The 14964-nt window shown below is 73.3% G+C and carries 10 protein-coding genes; 7 read left to right on the forward strand and 3 right to left on the reverse strand.

The genetic code is table 11. The features are described 5' to 3' along the window. Positions 1-12 precede the first annotated feature (12 nt). Both ACZ63F_RS39605 and ACZ63F_RS39610 read right to left on the reverse strand, forming a co-directional pair. Positions 13-861, reverse strand: a complete 849-nt coding sequence (locus ACZ63F_RS39605) for a putative hydro-lyase (protein ID WP_469718590.1) — start codon at positions 859-861, stop codon at positions 13-15. Continuing rightward, positions 858-2177, reverse strand: coding sequence for an MFS transporter (locus ACZ63F_RS39610; RefSeq protein ID WP_469718591.1), 1320 nt, complete (start codon positions 2175-2177; stop codon positions 858-860). The genes ACZ63F_RS39605 and ACZ63F_RS39610 overlap by 4 nt, the downstream gene beginning before the upstream one ends. A gap of 174 nt (positions 2178-2351) precedes the next feature. On the opposite strand from ACZ63F_RS39610, the gene ACZ63F_RS39615 reads away from it, so the two are divergent. The 4 genes from ACZ63F_RS39615 to ACZ63F_RS39630 all read left to right on the forward strand — a co-directional run bounded on the left by ACZ63F_RS39615 (position 2352) and on the right by ACZ63F_RS39630 (position 10347). Further along, positions 2352-3047: a GntR family transcriptional regulator gene (locus ACZ63F_RS39615; RefSeq protein ID WP_469718592.1), complete on the forward strand. Its 696-nt coding sequence runs from the start codon at positions 2352-2354 to the stop codon at positions 3045-3047. A gap of 121 nt (positions 3048-3168) precedes the next feature. Further along, positions 3169-4698, forward strand: coding sequence for a hypothetical protein (locus tag ACZ63F_RS39620; RefSeq protein ID WP_469718594.1), 1530 nt, complete (start codon positions 3169-3171; stop codon positions 4696-4698). Positions 4699-4804: 106 nt separating this feature from the next. After that, complete coding sequence (locus ACZ63F_RS39625; RefSeq protein ID WP_469718595.1) at positions 4805-5674, forward strand: hypothetical protein; 870 nt, start codon at positions 4805-4807, stop codon at positions 5672-5674. A 62-nt stretch (positions 5675-5736) separates the two neighbouring features. Next, positions 5737-10347: a hypothetical protein gene (locus ACZ63F_RS39630; RefSeq protein ID WP_469718597.1), complete on the forward strand. Its 4611-nt coding sequence runs from the start codon at positions 5737-5739 to the stop codon at positions 10345-10347. Between the two features lie 34 nt (positions 10348-10381). Here the strand turns inward: ACZ63F_RS39630 and ACZ63F_RS39635 are convergent, their stop codons facing one another. Beyond that, the gene (locus ACZ63F_RS39635; protein WP_469718599.1) at positions 10382-10852 is read right to left on the reverse strand and encodes a hypothetical protein; all 471 of its coding nucleotides are present in this window, start codon (positions 10850-10852) and stop codon (positions 10382-10384) included. Between the two features lie 434 nt (positions 10853-11286). On the opposite strand from ACZ63F_RS39635, the gene ACZ63F_RS39640 reads away from it, so the two are divergent. Genes ACZ63F_RS39640 through ACZ63F_RS39650 form a run of 3 tightly spaced genes read left to right on the forward strand, consistent with a single transcriptional unit; the run spans position 11287 to position 14957 of the window. Next, a complete protein-coding gene (locus ACZ63F_RS39640) occupies positions 11287-14121 on the forward strand; it encodes a sensor histidine kinase (RefSeq protein ID WP_469718600.1) in 2835 nt (944 codons plus the stop codon). After that, the gene (locus ACZ63F_RS39645) at positions 14118-14552 is read left to right on the forward strand and encodes a roadblock/LC7 domain-containing protein (protein ID WP_351960420.1); all 435 of its coding nucleotides are present in this window, start codon (positions 14118-14120) and stop codon (positions 14550-14552) included. Before ACZ63F_RS39640 ends, ACZ63F_RS39645 begins: the two co-directional genes overlap by 4 nt. Before the next feature lie 9 nt (positions 14553-14561). After that, entirely contained in the window at positions 14562-14957 is a 396-nt protein-coding gene (locus ACZ63F_RS39650) for a DUF742 domain-containing protein (RefSeq protein ID WP_351960419.1), read from the forward strand. Positions 14958-14964: the final 7 nt, after the last annotated feature.

Raw genomic sequence — 14964 nt, forward strand, 5'->3', positions numbered from 1 at the left:
CCGTCTCTCCTGTCATGCCACGCGGTACTGCTCGTCGCGGGCGTCGCTGATGAACATCTGGCCCGGCGCGTGGGTGATGGCGAACGGCGGCCGGGAGGCCGTCACCGCCGCCTGCGGGGTCACCCCGCAGGCCCAGAACACCGGGATGTCGTCCGGCTCGGCCTCCACCGGGTCGCCGAAGTCGGGCCGGCCGAGGTCGGCGATGCCGAGCGCGGCGGGATCGCCGCAGTGCACGGGGCCGCCGTGCACCGCCGGGAGCAGACTGCTCTCCCGGATCGCCGCCGACAGATGCCGCGGGGGCACCGGGCGCATGGACACCACCATCGGCCCGCGCAGCCGCCCCGCCGGACGGCACGGCCGGCTGGTCACGTACATGGGCACGTTCCGGCCCTGCTCGACGTGGCGGATCGGCACTCCGGCCCCGGCCAGGGCCCACTCGAACGTGAAGCTGCACCCGAGCAGGAACGACACCAGGTTGTCACGCCAGTACGCGCGCACGTCCGTCGGCTCGTCCACCAACTCCCCGTCCCGCCACACCCGGTAGCGCGGCAGGTCGGTGCGCAGGTCCGCGCCCTGGGCGAGTTCGGTGCCGGTCGCACCGGCGTCGGTGACGTCGAGCACCGGACAGGGCTTCGGGTTGCGCTGGCAGAACAGCAGCATGTCGTACGCCCAGTCGGCCGGCACCGAGATCAGGTTGGCCTGCGTGTGTCCGGCCGCGACCCCGGCCGTGGGGCCCGTGAGACCTTCCCGGAAACGGGCTCGGGCACTTCTCGGGCTCCACGCGTGCGCGTGCTCGTCGACGAGGGCGACGGGCAGGTCCTGCGCGGTCCGGGCGGCAAGGAGCTCCTCCGTGCGCTTCACGCCAGTTCCTTCCCGCGTGTCTCCGGAAGTCCGAACAGGGCCACGGCGGCGAGTGCGTAGCCGGCCGCGCCGAAGACCAGTGCGCCGCCCACGCCCCAGCTGTCGGCCAGGAAGCCCACCAGGGTCGGGAAGACCGCGCCCACCGCGCGGCCCGCGTTGTACGTGAAGCCCTGCCCGGTGCCGCGCACCGCCGTCGGGTACAGCTCGCTCAGGTACGAACCGAAGCCGCTGAAGATCGCCGACATGCAGAAGCCGAGCGGGAAACCGAGCACCAGGAGCAGCGTGTTGGCGCCGCCCGGGATGTTCGCGTACGCCAGCACGCACACCGCCGACGCCACCGCGAACAGCCAGATGTTGCGGCGTCGGCCCAGCCGGTCGGTGAGGTAGCCGCCGGTCAGGTAGCCGAGGAAGGCTCCCGAGATCAGGAAGGTCAGATAGCCGCCGGTGCCGACGACCGACAGACCGCGCTCGGTCTTGAGGTAGGTCGGGATCCAGGTGGCCAGCGTGTAGTAGCCGCCCTGCACACCCGTGGACAGCAGGCCCGCGAAGACCGTGGTGCGCAGCAGTCCGGGCGCGTCGGCCGTGCCCGGCCGGAAGATGGCGGCGAACGAGCCGCGCCGGGGGCTCTGTTCGCGTACCGCGACCGCCTGCGGGGCGTCGTGCACCCGGCGGCGCAGCCACAGCACGAGGAGCGCGGGCAGCGCGCCGGTCCAGAACATCACCCGCCAGGCCAGGTCGTCGCCGGCGAACGAGAAGACCAGCGTGTACACGATCGCGGCGAGCGCCCAGCCGACGGCCCAGGAACTCTGGACGGCGCCGAGCGTACGGCCGCGGTGGCGGGCACTCGCGTACTCGGCGACCAGGATCGCGCCGACCGCCCACTCGCCGCCGAAGCCGAGGCCCTGGAGCGCGCGGAACACCAGCAGGGTCTCGTAGTTGGGCGCGAAGCCGCAGGCCACCGTGAAGACCGCGTAGGTGATCACCGTGATCATCAGCGCGCGGACCCGGCCGACCCGGTCCGCGACCACGCCTGCCGCGGCGCCGCCGACCGCGGAGACCACCAGGGTGACGGTGGTGAACAGGCCGGTCTGGCCGCTGTCCAGGCCGAAGTACGCCGCGAGCGCGACCATGCTCAGCGGCAGGGTGAAGTAGTCGTACGAATCCAGGGCATATCCGCCGAAAGCGCCGGCGAACGCACGCCGGCCGTGCGGACCGAGGGCGCGCAGCCAGCCGAACGCGCCGTCCTCGGCGGTGCGTTCACCCCTGCCCGGGTGTGCGTCGGAGGGCAGGGCCTGCGGTGGAGGGGTCGTGCTCATGGGCACCTCGCAGATGAGGGACGGAGGGTGCGTGGACTGAGCGGTGCGGGGCCGTGCCGACGGCCGCTTCGACGGCCGTACGAAGGTGAGCGTGATGAGCACCGTAGGGGATCGTTCAACGATCCTTCAATACCCACGTTGTTTCGTTCTGGTGTCTGCGGTTGAATTCCGGGCATGGCAGAGCAGCTGGCGGGACTGGCCGACGACCGCGCCCTCCTCGGGCGGACCAGCACCGCGGAACGGGTCTCCGACATCCTCAGGAGCCGCATCGCCGAGGGCTACTTCCCGCCAGGCACCCGCCTGTCCGAGGACGGCATCGGCGGCGCGCTCGGAGTCTCCCGCAACACCCTGCGCGAGGCGTTCCGGCTGCTCACCCACGAACGCCTGCTGGTCCACGAGCTCAACCGGGGCGTCTTCGTCCGGGTCCTGACCGTGGAGGACGTCGAGGACATCTACCGCACCCGCGCCCTCGTCGAGTGCGCCGTCGTCCGCGGACTCGGCGACCCGCCGTACGCCCTGGAGAGCCTGTCGGCGGCGGTCACCGAGGGGCAGTCGGCGGCCACCGCGGATGACTGGAAAGCGGTGGGTACGGCCAATATCCACTTCCACCGGGAACTCGTCGCCCTCGCCGGCAGCGAACGCACCGACGAGCTGATGCGCAGCGTCTTCGCGGAACTCCGCCTCGCCTTCCACGTGGTCGACGACCCCCACGCCCTGCACGAGCCGTACCTGGCCCGCAACCGGGAGATCCTGGAGTCGCTGCGGCGCGGCGACAGGCGTGCCGCCGAGCGCCTGCTGGAGACATACCTCACGGACTCCCTGGAACGGGTGGTGGAGGTCTACCGCAGGCGGGTCGACAGCACCGCGTGAAGCGCCCCGCACCGAAGCGCCGGCCCGCACTCTGACGACCGCCCTGCAGTACCCGGCCCCACCGGGGGAGCCACCCGCGTCGTTTGGGCCGATGTCAGACCCCTGACCTAGTCTGTGCACCGTGACTTCGCCTGCATCGACGGACAGCGTGCCGCCCCAGCTCAGTGCGGGGCCGCGTCCCGCACCGGGCCCGGCCGCCGACGAGGGGCTGGCGCGGCGGCTGCGCGCGCTCGCGTGCACGGCGCCGCTGCACGACCTCGACGCGCGCAAGGCGAACCTGGCCGGCGAGTACTCGGTGTACGGCATGGCCGAGGTGGCCCTCTCCGCCATCGACCTGGTCACCCTGAACATGGACTTCGACACCGGCGCCGACCACGAGCAGATCGTCGCCCGGCTGATCCCCCGCATCTCCGCGCAGGCCCCGCACCGCCCCGTCGCCGAGCACGAGCGCGTGGCCCGCTGGGTCCTGGAGAACCTGATCAACGTCGGCAGCGTCGACCGCGGCTTCCGCGCGGTGTACGGCACCTTCGCGCCGGACGGGTCGTACGTCCGCCGGGACTACGACTTCAAGCTCATCGAGGAGGTGCCGGGACCGGAGGGCACGGTGTACCTCCGTACCACCGACGAGGCGGTCAACGTCCTCGTCGGCGCCCTCGACACGGACGTCACCAGCGCCCAGATCGCCGCCGAGGTCAAGCTGGAGGTGCTGATCAACCGCGGCCGGCTGGCCGACGCCCAGCTCGCCGCGGAGCAGGCCCGCTACCGGACCGTCCAGTACTCGGAGAGCCTGCGCCGGGCCCTGGAGGCCACCCGGCGCAACGTCCGCGCGGTGGACTGGCTCAACGCCGTCCCCGACATGATCGCCGAGGCCCTGGACCACGTCGCCGACCGCTACCGGCACGAGAACGCGATCCTCACCAACATCCGCAAGGCCCGCGACGAGACCGAGGAGCCCGAGAACAAGCGGCGCGCCGCCGAACTCGTCGACATCGTCAAGGACTGCATCCGGCGGCACACCCAGTTGCAGTCGCGACTGCTGGAGGCGGGGCCGCTGTTCCGCGCGGAGCAGGACCGGCAGGCGTTCGCGACGCCCATGACGACGTCGGGGACGGACCTGTACGGACACCTCCTCGCGCCGTTGCTGCCGCTGCCGGTGGAGCAGGCGAGCCGGGTCACGGGGGCGTTCTTCGCGCGCGGGACCGGGCTGCGGACACCGGTTTCGGTGCGGGTCGGCGACCTCGTCGACATACTGCTGACGCCGCCGGTGGAGCGGGAGCACCTGGGTGCGGAGATGCCGGAGCCGGACCTCATCGCCACCCCGGACGACAGCCGGTTCAGCGAGGAGCAGCTGGCGGACGCGATGCGGCTGCTGGACCTGCCGGCCGACGCGCCCCGGCGGCTGTCGGGGCTGCTGGCGGAGGCGCGGCGCGTGGGGGGCGAAGATCTGGCCTATCTCGTCGCGTTGCTCGCGGTGCACGCCGCCAGCCCGGCCGTGGGCACGGCCTACCGGCAGGGCGAGGAGAAGCTGCTGTTCGCGGTGGACGACGGAACGGAGCTGGACGACCCCGGATTCGGGGGTGCGGATCTGATCGTCGGTACTGCGTTGCTGGATGCGGTGGGGATGGCTGCGGATCGGACCGAGGCCGCGTGATGTCGTACGCCGGGTGCAGGCCGTCTGCGGCTGGTCGCGCAGTTCCCCGCGCCCCTGGAGGGGCGCACCAGCACATCCCCGTTGGTGAGTTCGAGGAGTCGTCGTTGTGAGCGAGTACGTCGAGGCCGAGGCATCTGCCGGGACGGCTCATGCTGCCGTCACCCCGGCCGACGCCGCCGATGCCGCTCGGCTCGTCGCCTTCGGGCTGCAGCCCAAGCTGCAGCCCGCGCGTGATCAGGAGTACACGGAGCTGCTGCGGCGCTACCGGGAGGACCCGCCGTTCGCGCGGCTCGCCGACGCCGTCGCCGCCGGGCTGGGGCTGGTGGTGCTCGAGGTGTCGCCCCGCGCGGGGATGGCCGTCACGGCCGCCGAGGACTCGGTGTTCGCCGTTCGCATGGGCGACTACGCGCGTCGTACGTCGGCGGACGGCAGCGACCGCTTCCTGCACGGCCTCGCCCATCTCGCCGTCGCCGCGCTGGCGTTCCCCCGCCCCGAGGACCTGGCCGACGACGGCTACATCGGGCGGATCACCGTCAACGGCGTCGACGCCTTCGTCCGGCAGGCCTGCCGGCGGCTGGAGGAGCGGGCCGAGGAGGCGGGGGAGAACACCGACCCGGCCACCGACGCGCCCGGCCTGGAGGCCGCCTGGCGGATCTGGGCCAGACGCAGCGCCACCGGTGCCACCAAGGACGCCCGCCGGCTGGCCGGTTCCACCACCGGCATCATCGCCAAGGCGGTCGTCTTCCTCACCGACTCCGGGTTCCTCCAGCGCACCGGCGACGACCAGGGCGGCACGTACCGCACGACGGCCCGCTACCAGCTCCAGGTGCGGGACCTGGCCGGCAGCGCCGCCATGGCCGAGCTGCTGGAGCTCGGCGTCGTCCCCGTCACGGACGGTACGGCCAGCCTGTTGCCCGCCGACGCCACCGAAGATCTGGACCTGGTCGCCGACGCGGGCCTGCCCTTCCACTCCTGAGCCGTTCCCGAAGCCCTTCTGAGCCGTCACCACCCTCTTCCCACGTCTTACGAGAGTCCGCCATGTACGAGCTGTCCCGGGTCCGCCTCTACTCCATCGGGCCCGCCGGTGCGCGCTACGCGGACACCGTGCTGGACCTGCGCGGTGTCGGCGAGCCCGTGCCCGACCCCGCCCCCACCCAGGCGGAGTTCTTCGAGGAGGAGCCGGTCGGGCCGCCGCGCCGGCCCGCGCCCGCGGGCGTGCTCTTCCTGGAGAACGGCGGCGGCAAGTCGGTGCTGCTCAAGCTGATCTTCTCGGTGATGCTGCCGGGCCACCGCAACACCCTCGGTGGCGCGAGCTCGGGTGTGCTGCGCAAGTTCCTGCTCGCCGACGACTGCGGGCACGTCGCCCTGGAGTGGCAGCACACGCTCACCGGCGAGTGCGTGGTCGTCGGCAAGGCGAGCGAATGGCGCGGCCGGCAGGTCTCCAACGACCCGCGGAAGTTCGCCGAGGCCTGGTACTCGTTCCGGCCCGGCCCGGGGCTCTCGCTGGACAACCTGCCGGTCGCCGAGTCCACCGCCGTACGGCAGCCCGTGGAGGGCACCTCCGGGGCCCAGGGCCGGCGGCGCACCATGAAGGGCTTCCGGGACGCCATCACCGAGGCCGGCAAGGCCTACCCGCACCTGGACGTGCACTGGGAGGAGATCCACGACCGCTGGATCGAACACCTCGGCGACCTGGGTCTCGACCCCGAACTCTTCCGCTACCAGCGCGAGATGAACGCCGACGAGGGCGAGGCCGCGGGCCTCTTCGCGGTGAAGAAGGACTCCGACTTCACCGACCTGCTGCTGCGGGCCGTGACCGACACCCGGGACACCGACGGACTCGCCGACCTGGTCGGCGGCTTCGGCAACAAGCTCGGGCGGCGCGCCGAGCTGATCGCCGAACGGGACTTCACCGCCGGGTCGGTGGACCTGCTGGGGCGGATCGTGGAGGCCGCGCAGGCACGGTCACGCGCGCGTGACATCCACGCGGGCGCCGAACGCCGTACCCGTACGCTGGCGCGCCGGTTGTCCGCGCGGGGCGCGCAGGAGCGGATGCGCGCCGCCGACCTCGCCCAGCGGGTCACGGCCGCCGCCTACGCCGTCACGCACTCCGACGGCGCCCGCGAGCGCAGCGCGCTGATCGCCGCCGAACTCGCCTACCGGCACGCCTCTCTGGCGCTCGCCGTCGGCGAGAAATCCGCCGCCGCGCAGAAGCGCGAACTGGCCGACGCGCGCACCCTGCACTCGGCCTGGCAGGCCGCCGAAGCCGTGCTCCGCCACCGTGCGGCCGCCGACCGCGTCGCGCGCGTGGCCGCCGCCATCCAGGAGGCCGAGCGGGACGCGGCCCCCGCCCTCGCCGCCCGCGCCAAGGCCGCCGTCGCACTCGTCCGGGCCCTGCACGCGGCCGCCGAGAGCGCGGAGACCCTCGCCAACGAGGAGGAGGAGCGGTCCGCCGCACTCCAGGAGGTCAGCGACAGCGCGTACCGGGACTCGACCTCCGCGGCCACCGAGGCACAGCGCGCCCGCAGCGAGGCCGATCACCTCAGGCAGCGGCTCGGCGAGGTCGAGCAGGAGACCGCCGAGGCGGTCCGCGCGGGCTGGCTCGACGACAGCGCCCCGGACGCCGACCCGGCCAGGGCCGCCCTCGCGGCGAGCGACGCCGAGAAAACGGCCGTGGCCGCCTGGGACACCGCCCGTGAGGCCTCCCACCGAGCGGGCGAGCACGCGCGCGAGGCGGCCTCCGCCGAGTCCCGCGCCGAACTCACCGCCGCCCGTGCCGCGGACGCGGCGACCGCGGCCGAGCGGACGTACGACGCGGAGAAACGCCTGGCCGAGACGCTCGCGGCGGAGGAGCGGCTCACCGAACTGCTGGGCCTCACCGGCTCCCGCACCGCCATCCCACGGCCCCGCCACGAGGTCGGCGACGACACCCCCATGGCCCTCGTTCCCGAGGAACTCGACCGGTTCGCGGACGAGTTGCGGGAACTGCTCGACGACGCCGTCGGGTCCGCCGAGCGGCAGCTGTTCGACCTGCGGACCGCCGCCGCCGACGACTCCCGGATCCTCGGCGCCCTCGGCGACGGCGGGCTGCTGCCGCCGGGCCCCGACGTGCTGGCCACCGTCGAGTTCCTCGGCGAGCACGGCATCCCGGCCCTGCCCGGCTGGCGCTACCTCGCCCAGGCCGTCGACCCCGCCGACCACGCGCGCGTGCTGGCCGCCCGCCCCGAACTCGTCGACGGCGTCGTCATCACCGACCCCGACACACACGCCCGCGCCCGCGAGGCGCTCAGCGAGGCGGCCCTGCTGCCGCGCTCCGCCGTGGCCGTCGGCACCGCCGCCGCCCTGCTCGCGCCGGCCCCGGCCGCCGACGCCACCCCCGGTGACGTGTTCCTCGTACCGCCGAACCCGGCCATGCACGACGAGCACGCCGCCGACGAGGAGCGGCAGGCGCTGCGCGCGCGGGCCACCGAGCGGGACGAGGAGATCCGTGCCCTCGCCGCCCGGCTCGGCAAGGACCGCGAGCTGGCCGCGCGGCTCGCCTCCTGGCGCACCGGCTGCCCGGCCGGACGGCTCGTGGAGCTGGCGCAGGAGGCCCGGGACGCGCGGGTGTTCGCGGCGGAGGCCGAGGCCGAGCTGGCCGAGGCCCGGACCGCGCGGGCGGAGGCCGAGGAGGCCGCCGCCGAGGCCGCACAGCTGCGCGACGAACGGCAGGAGACCGCGCAGCGGGCCCGGCGCGCGGCCGACGCGCTCGCCGGCCTCGCGTTCCGGCTGCGCGAGCGGGCCGGCTGGCAGGTCAGGCTGCGTGAACTCGCCGACGAGGCCACCGAGTCGGAGGCCCGCGCCCAGTCCTGCCTGGAGCGTGCCCGCGTCGCCGACGAGGACCGGCGGGCCGCCCAGCGCGCCGCCGACGACGCCCGCCGCACCGCCCGTACGCTGCGCGCCGAGCGCTCCGAGATCGCCGGCGCCCCCGACGACATGCCCGAGGCCGACGAGGACGCCCCCAGCTCCTCTTCCCCGTTGGCCGCCCTGCGCGAGGCCTACCGGGCCGCCTCGCAGGTCTACGAGAAGGTCGGCGTCGGCGCCGACCTGCGGGCCGAGCAGGCCCGTGCGGAGAGCGACGAGAGCGCCGCGCTCGCGGAACTGGAGCGGCTGACCAACAAGGTCCGCACCCGTGCCGAGCAGCTGCTGCAGTCGCCCGACGGCTCCGACGGGCCCTCCCGGCAGGCCGCCGCCGCCCGCGCGGAGGAACTGGTGCAGCTCCTGGAGACCCGCATGTCCACCGCGAGCGAGCAGCTCGGGCGGCTCCGCGGCGAGGCCGAGCGGCACGCCCCCGCGGACGGCGACGCGCACACCGAACTGCCCGAGGAACTCCAGCCGCGCGACGCGGAGCACGCCCAGGCACTGCTGCGCACGGCGACGGCCGAACTGGCCGCACGCACCGAGGCGCTGACCCAGGCCCGGGAGGCGCACACCGAGCTGCTGGACACGCACCGCGCCTCCGAGGACGCGGCGGGCGGCTTCGAGGAGATCGCCGCCATGCTCCGCGACCTGCTGCGCGAGCACACCGCCGACGAGGAGCAGGAGGAGCCCGAGCCGTACCCCGGCACCCTGGAGGAGGCCCGGCAGTCCGCCGCCGAGGCCCGCAGGTCGCTGCGCGGCTGCGCCGGCGACCTGTCAGCCGCCGAGTCCGCCGTCCGCGAGGCGAGCGACGTCCTCGTACGGCACGCCAACGCCACCCGGTACGAGGCGGTGCGGACCCCCGCACGCCAGCAGATCCGGGAGCTGCCCGCCTCCGCGCTGCCCGAGCACGCCCAGAAGTGGGCGGACGCCTTCGCGCCGCGACTGCGGGTGCTGACCGACGAACTGGCCCAGCTGGAGCGGAACCGGGACTCGATCGTGGACCGGCTGCGGGGGCTCGTCGAGTCCGCGCTGGCGACGCTGCGCTCCGCCCAGCGGCTCTCCCGGCTGCCCGAGGGACTCGGCGAGTGGTCCGGGCAGGAGTTCCTCCGCATCCGCTTCGAGGAGCCCGACCAGGCCACGCTCACCGAGCGGCTCGGCGAGGTCGTCGACGAGGCGACCCGGGCCGCCGTGAAGAAGAACTCCGATCTGCGCCGGGACGGAATGTCCCTGCTGCTCCGGGGAGTCGCGGCCGCCCTGCAGCCGAAGGGCGTCGCCGTCGAGATCCTCAAGCCGGACGCGGTACTGCGCGCGGAGCGGGTGCCGGTGGGGCAGATGGGGGACGTGTTCTCCGGTGGCCAGCTGCTGACCGCGGCCATCGCCCTGTACTGCACGATGGCCGCACTGCGCTCCAACGACCGGGGCCGGGACAAGCACCGGCACGCGGGGACGCTGTTCCTCGACAACCCCATCGGGCGCGCCAACGCGACGTACCTGCTGGAGCTCCAGCGAGCCGTGTCGGACGCGCTGGGCGTGCAACTGCTCTACACGACCGGTCTGTTCGACACCACGGCGCTGGCCGAGTTCCCCCTGGTCATCCGGTTGCGGAACGACGCCGACCTAAGGGCCGGCCTCAAGTACATCAGCGTGGAGGAACATCTCCGGCCCGGGCTGCCGCAGCAGCCGCAGACGGGAGAGGCGGTCCACAGCGAGATCACCGCCACCCGGATGTTCAGGAAACCGTCGGCCTGACGGTCGGTCCCCGTACGGCACCGGGCGGCCGGCCTCAGGGGTGCGTCAGCTGTCCCGCCTGGCCGCCCCGCCGCCGTATCCGCTCCTGTTCGCGCTCGGTGGCCCGCTCCTGCCGCCGGGCCACGCGCCGCTCGCGGCGAAGTGCCCGGGCCGTGCTGCTCGGTTCCGACACAACGCCGTAGCGCTGGTTCCACACCTGACGGGTCACCAGGACGTCGACCGCGCTCCAGGTGGCCACCACCGTGCTCACCACGCTGCTGATCACCATCGGGAACGCCAGCCAGGACTCCGCCATCGTGCAGAAGAACGCCACCATGGCCAGGAGCAGCGTGACAGCGATGATGATCACCGACCGCACCGCCGCCGTCCGGACCGGGTCCGGCATCCGGTACCGCTTGGCGGGCTCCTCGACCCACAACGTCCGGTACTGCGCCTGCTGTTGCCGCACAGTCGAGTGTGTGGCCGCGCCGTCCTCGGGCGCCAGGCGCCGCTCAGCCGTCCCCATCAAGGTGTCACTCCCCACCGCCGGCAAGCCTTCGCACCGGTGTCCGACGACCCCGGCTCCCCATTGGCTGCCCGGCTTGCGCTGTTTTACGCCGCCCGGATCAGAGACGCGGCTCCTGTGGCCGAATCCGCACTCATCACCCGTCTACAAGGACGAACGAACTCGTCCGATGATTCCCGAACCAGGGAAAAATTCCGGCCAACTGATCCTTCGTGCCGTTCCCGCCCCACTCGCGGGAAGTCGACGCGATCGCGGTGGCAATCTCCCGCAATGCCCGGACAACTCGTCCTGCCTGTCCGCCATGTCCCACCACCCAGGCGGAAGTTCACCGTCCGGACAGTTCTTCGAGTTATCCCTGTGACGGTAGTAGGCTCGCGCCGTTTGTTGACGTACACGTGTACCCCCGGCCGGCGGGGGTCGAGCTGGGGGAGGCCATGCGCTTTCGCGGGAAGTCGATCCGCCGGAAGATCGTGGCGCTGCTTCTCGTGCCGCTGGTGTCCCTGACGGCAGTCTGGGGATTCGCGGCCGTGCTCACGGGACGCGAGGTCACCCACCTGTTCCACGTGTCGGCGGTCGTCGAGGACCTCGGCTACCCCACCGAGGACGCGGTCCGCGCACTCCAGCAGGAACGGCGGCAGACCCTGGTCTATCTCGCCGACCCGCGCGCCTCCGACGCGCTCAGCGCCCTGAACCGCACCCGCGCCGCAACCGACGAGGCCGTGGCCAAGCTCCGCAGGAACGCCGGGGAACAGCGCGTACACGACGGCCTGGACGCCGACGACAACGACCGCCTCACCGCCGAACTCGACGGTCTCGACGGCATCGCCCCCCTGCGCCGCAGCGTCGAGCAGGGCACCGTGGACCGTGCGCAGGCCTTCGGGCTCTACAACGCCGTCGTCGACCCCTGCTACGCGCTGCTCGGCTCCCTCGACGGCATCGACGACGTCGAGATGGACAAGCAGGCCCGCGCCCTCGTCAACATCACCCGCGCCCGCGAGCTCGTCTCCCGCGAGGACGCCCTGCTCGGCTCCGCCCTGGTGGTCGGGAAGGTCTCCCGGGAGGAGACCCGCCAGATATCCGACCTCATCGCCCAGCGCACCCTCCTCTACGACATCAGCCTCCCGCTGCTGCCGTCCGGCGAACGCGACCGCTTCGACCGCTTCTGGAGGAGCGCCACCACCGCCCCCCTGCTGGCCGCCGAGAAGTCCGTCCTCGCCGCCGGGTCCGGCGTGCCGAACGACGTCGACGCCAAGAGCTGGGACGCCACCGCGGGAACGGTGCTCGACGAACTGCGCACCCTCGACGACCAGGTCGGCGACCGCTTCCAGGACCGCGTCCGGCCCGTCTCCGTCACCGTGATCGTCCAGGCGGCCGTCGTCGGCGTCCTCGGTGTGGTCGCCGTGCTGTTCTCGCTGGTCGTCTCGGTCCGGGTCGGCCGGAGCCTCATCCGCGATCTGCGGCTGCTCGGCCAGGAGGCACACGAAGCGTCCGGAGTCCGGCTGCCGAGCGTGATGCGCAGGCTCTCCGCGGGCGAACAGGTCGACGTGGAGACCGAGGTCCCGCGCCTGGAGTACGACAAGAACGAGGTCGGCGAGGTCGGCCAGGCCCTCAACACCCTGCAGCGCGCCGCCGTGGAGGCCGCCGTCAAGCAGGCCGAACTGCGGGCCGGCGTCTCCGAGGTCTTCGTCAACCTCGCCCGCCGCAGCCAGGTCCTGCTGCACAAGCAGCTCACCCTGCTCGACGCCATGGAACGCAGGACCGAGGACACCGACGAACTCGCCGACCTCTTCCGCCTCGACCACCTCACCACCCGTATGCGCCGGCACGCCGAGGGACTGGTCATCCTCTCCGGTGCGGCGCCCTCGCGGCAGTGGCGCCGGCCCGTCCAGCTCATGGACGTGGTGCGCGCCGCGGTGGCCGAGGTCGAGGACTACGAACGCATCGAGGTCCGCCGGCTGCCCCGCGTCGCCGTCACCGGGCCCGCCGTCGCCGACCTCACCCACCTCGTGGCCGAACTCCTGGAGAACGCGACGGTGTTCTCGCCGCCGCACACCGCCGTGCAGGTACTCGGCGAGCGCGTCGCCAACGGTTTCACCCTGGAGATCCACGACCGGGGTCTCGGCATGGCGGCCGAGGCGCTCCTGGACGCCAACCTGCGGCTCGCCGAGACACCCGAGTTCGAGCTCTCCGACACCGACCGGCTCGGTCTGTTCGTGGTCAGCCGCCTCGCCCAGCGCCAGAACGTCCGCGTCTCGCTCCAGCCGTCCCCCTACGGCGGCACCACCGCCGTCGTCTTCATCCCCGACGTACTGCTCACCGACGACGTCCCCGACACCAACGGCGTCGGCTTCCGTCTCGACCGCGGCCTCCCGGCCAGGGAGGCCGAACCCGAAGCGAGCCGCTCCGCCTCCCTGGCCCAGGTGCCCGGGCAGCGGCCCGGACTGCCGGCCGCACTGCTGGACGGCCCGGTCGAGCTGGAGGGCCCCGTCGACCTCGACGCACTGGACGGCTTCCCGGGCGCCCTCACCGACGACGACAGCGAGCGCGGCGGCCTGTTCCGACCCCGCCGCTCCCTCGCCGACGCCGCGGACGACCCCACGCCCGCCGTGACCGAACTCCACCACCCGTCCCGCGAGACCGCCGACCGCTTCGGCGACGAGCACCCCGACGGCCCCGTGCCGCTGCCCCTACGGCGGACGCCCAAGCTGGTCAGCTCGCACGGCAAGCCGGTCACCGAGCAGCGCCCCCGCCGCGTCGGCCCGGACGAGCGCACCGCGGCAGACCAGGGCCGCCCCGAACCGGGCGGACTCGCCCCGCTGCCCTCCCGCCGCCGCACCGACCCGTCCTCGCACCGCGCCGTCGGCCCGGCCGACCGCGGCGAGGAGCGCACGGCGCCCCGGGCCGGGGGCCCGGACGAACCCGCCGGGCCCCCCGTCCTGCCCCGGCGCACCCGCCGCTCCGCGGACGCCCCCGGCAGCGGCACCGACGACTCCGTCCCGCTCCCCGGCAGCACACCCCCGGAGGCCGCATCCGGCACCCGGCCGCTGCCCAGGCGGGTACGGCAGGCCAACCTGGCCCCACAGCTGCGAGAGGGACCCGCATCATCCACCGCGCGTGATCCGGAACCCGTCGAGCGCGACGCCGACGAGGTCCGCAGCCGCATGGGCTCGCTCCAGCGCGGCTGGCAGCGGGGCCGAGCGGAGAACGCCGAGGGAGACGGCTCCCGGGACAGCACAGCACGAGGAACGACTAAGGGGGACGGTCGATGACCGATCCGAAGGCGACCGACCACACGGCGACGAACAAGGGCGAGCTGAACTGGCTGCTGGACGACCTCGTGGACCGGGTCGCCAGCATCCGCAAGGCCGTCGTCCTCTCCGGCGACGGCCTGCCCACCGGCGTCTCCAAGGACCTCACCAGAGAGGACAGCGAGCACCTGGCCGCCGTGGCCTCCGGCTTCCACAGCCTCGCCAAGGGCGTGGGCCGCCACTTCGAGGCGGGCAGCGTCCGGCAGACCGTCGTCGAGCTCGACGACGCCTTCCTGTTCGTCACGGCCGCCGGCGACGGCAGCTGCCTCGCCGTCCTCTCCGACGCCGACTCCGACGTCGGTCAGGTCGCGTACGAGATGACGCTCCTGGTCAAGAGGGTCGGCGTACATCTGGGGTCCGCCCCACGTACCGATCTGCCCCAGAGCGGGTAGTGGGATGACATGAGCGGAGACGGTCAGGGAAGAAGTCACTGGTTCGACGACGAGGCCGGACCGGTCGTCCGTCCGTACGCCATGACACGGGGCCGCACCACCAGTGCGGCCCAGCACCGGCTCGACCTGATCGCGGTGGTCGTCACGGAGCCGCACGCGGACGACGCGGACGACGACCGGACGCTGTCCCCGGAGCACGTGGACATCGTCGAGCTCTGCCGTGACACACCGCAGTCGGTCGCCGAGCTGGCCTCGGAACTCGACCTCCCCGTCGGAGTGGTCAGGGTCCTCGTCGGCGACCTCGTCGACGGGGAACTCGTCCACGTCAACCGGCCGGTACCCCCGGCCGAGCTGGTGGACGAGAGTATTCTGCGCGACGTGATCAACGGCCTCCGGGCGCTGTGACGGGCGC

The organism is Streptomyces sp. NPDC104761, from assembly GCF_055583445.1.

Coding starts and splice junctions, on each gene's coding strand:
- ACZ63F_RS39610 (WP_469718591.1), bottom strand. CDS start 2,177: ATGAGCACGACCCCTCCACCGCAGGCCCTGCCCTCCGACGCACACCCG.
- ACZ63F_RS39615 (WP_469718592.1), top strand. CDS start 2,352: ATGGCAGAGCAGCTGGCGGGACTGGCCGACGACCGCGCCCTCCTCGGG.
- ACZ63F_RS39630 (WP_469718597.1), top strand. CDS start 5,737: ATGTACGAGCTGTCCCGGGTCCGCCTCTACTCCATCGGGCCCGCCGGT.
- ACZ63F_RS39635 (WP_469718599.1), bottom strand. CDS start 10,852: ATGGGGACGGCTGAGCGGCGCCTGGCGCCCGAGGACGGCGCGGCCACA.
- ACZ63F_RS39640 (WP_469718600.1), top strand. CDS start 11,287: ATGCGCTTTCGCGGGAAGTCGATCCGCCGGAAGATCGTGGCGCTGCTT.
- ACZ63F_RS39645 (WP_351960420.1), top strand. CDS start 14,118: ATGACCGATCCGAAGGCGACCGACCACACGGCGACGAACAAGGGCGAG.
- ACZ63F_RS39650 (WP_351960419.1), top strand. CDS start 14,562: ATGAGCGGAGACGGTCAGGGAAGAAGTCACTGGTTCGACGACGAGGCC.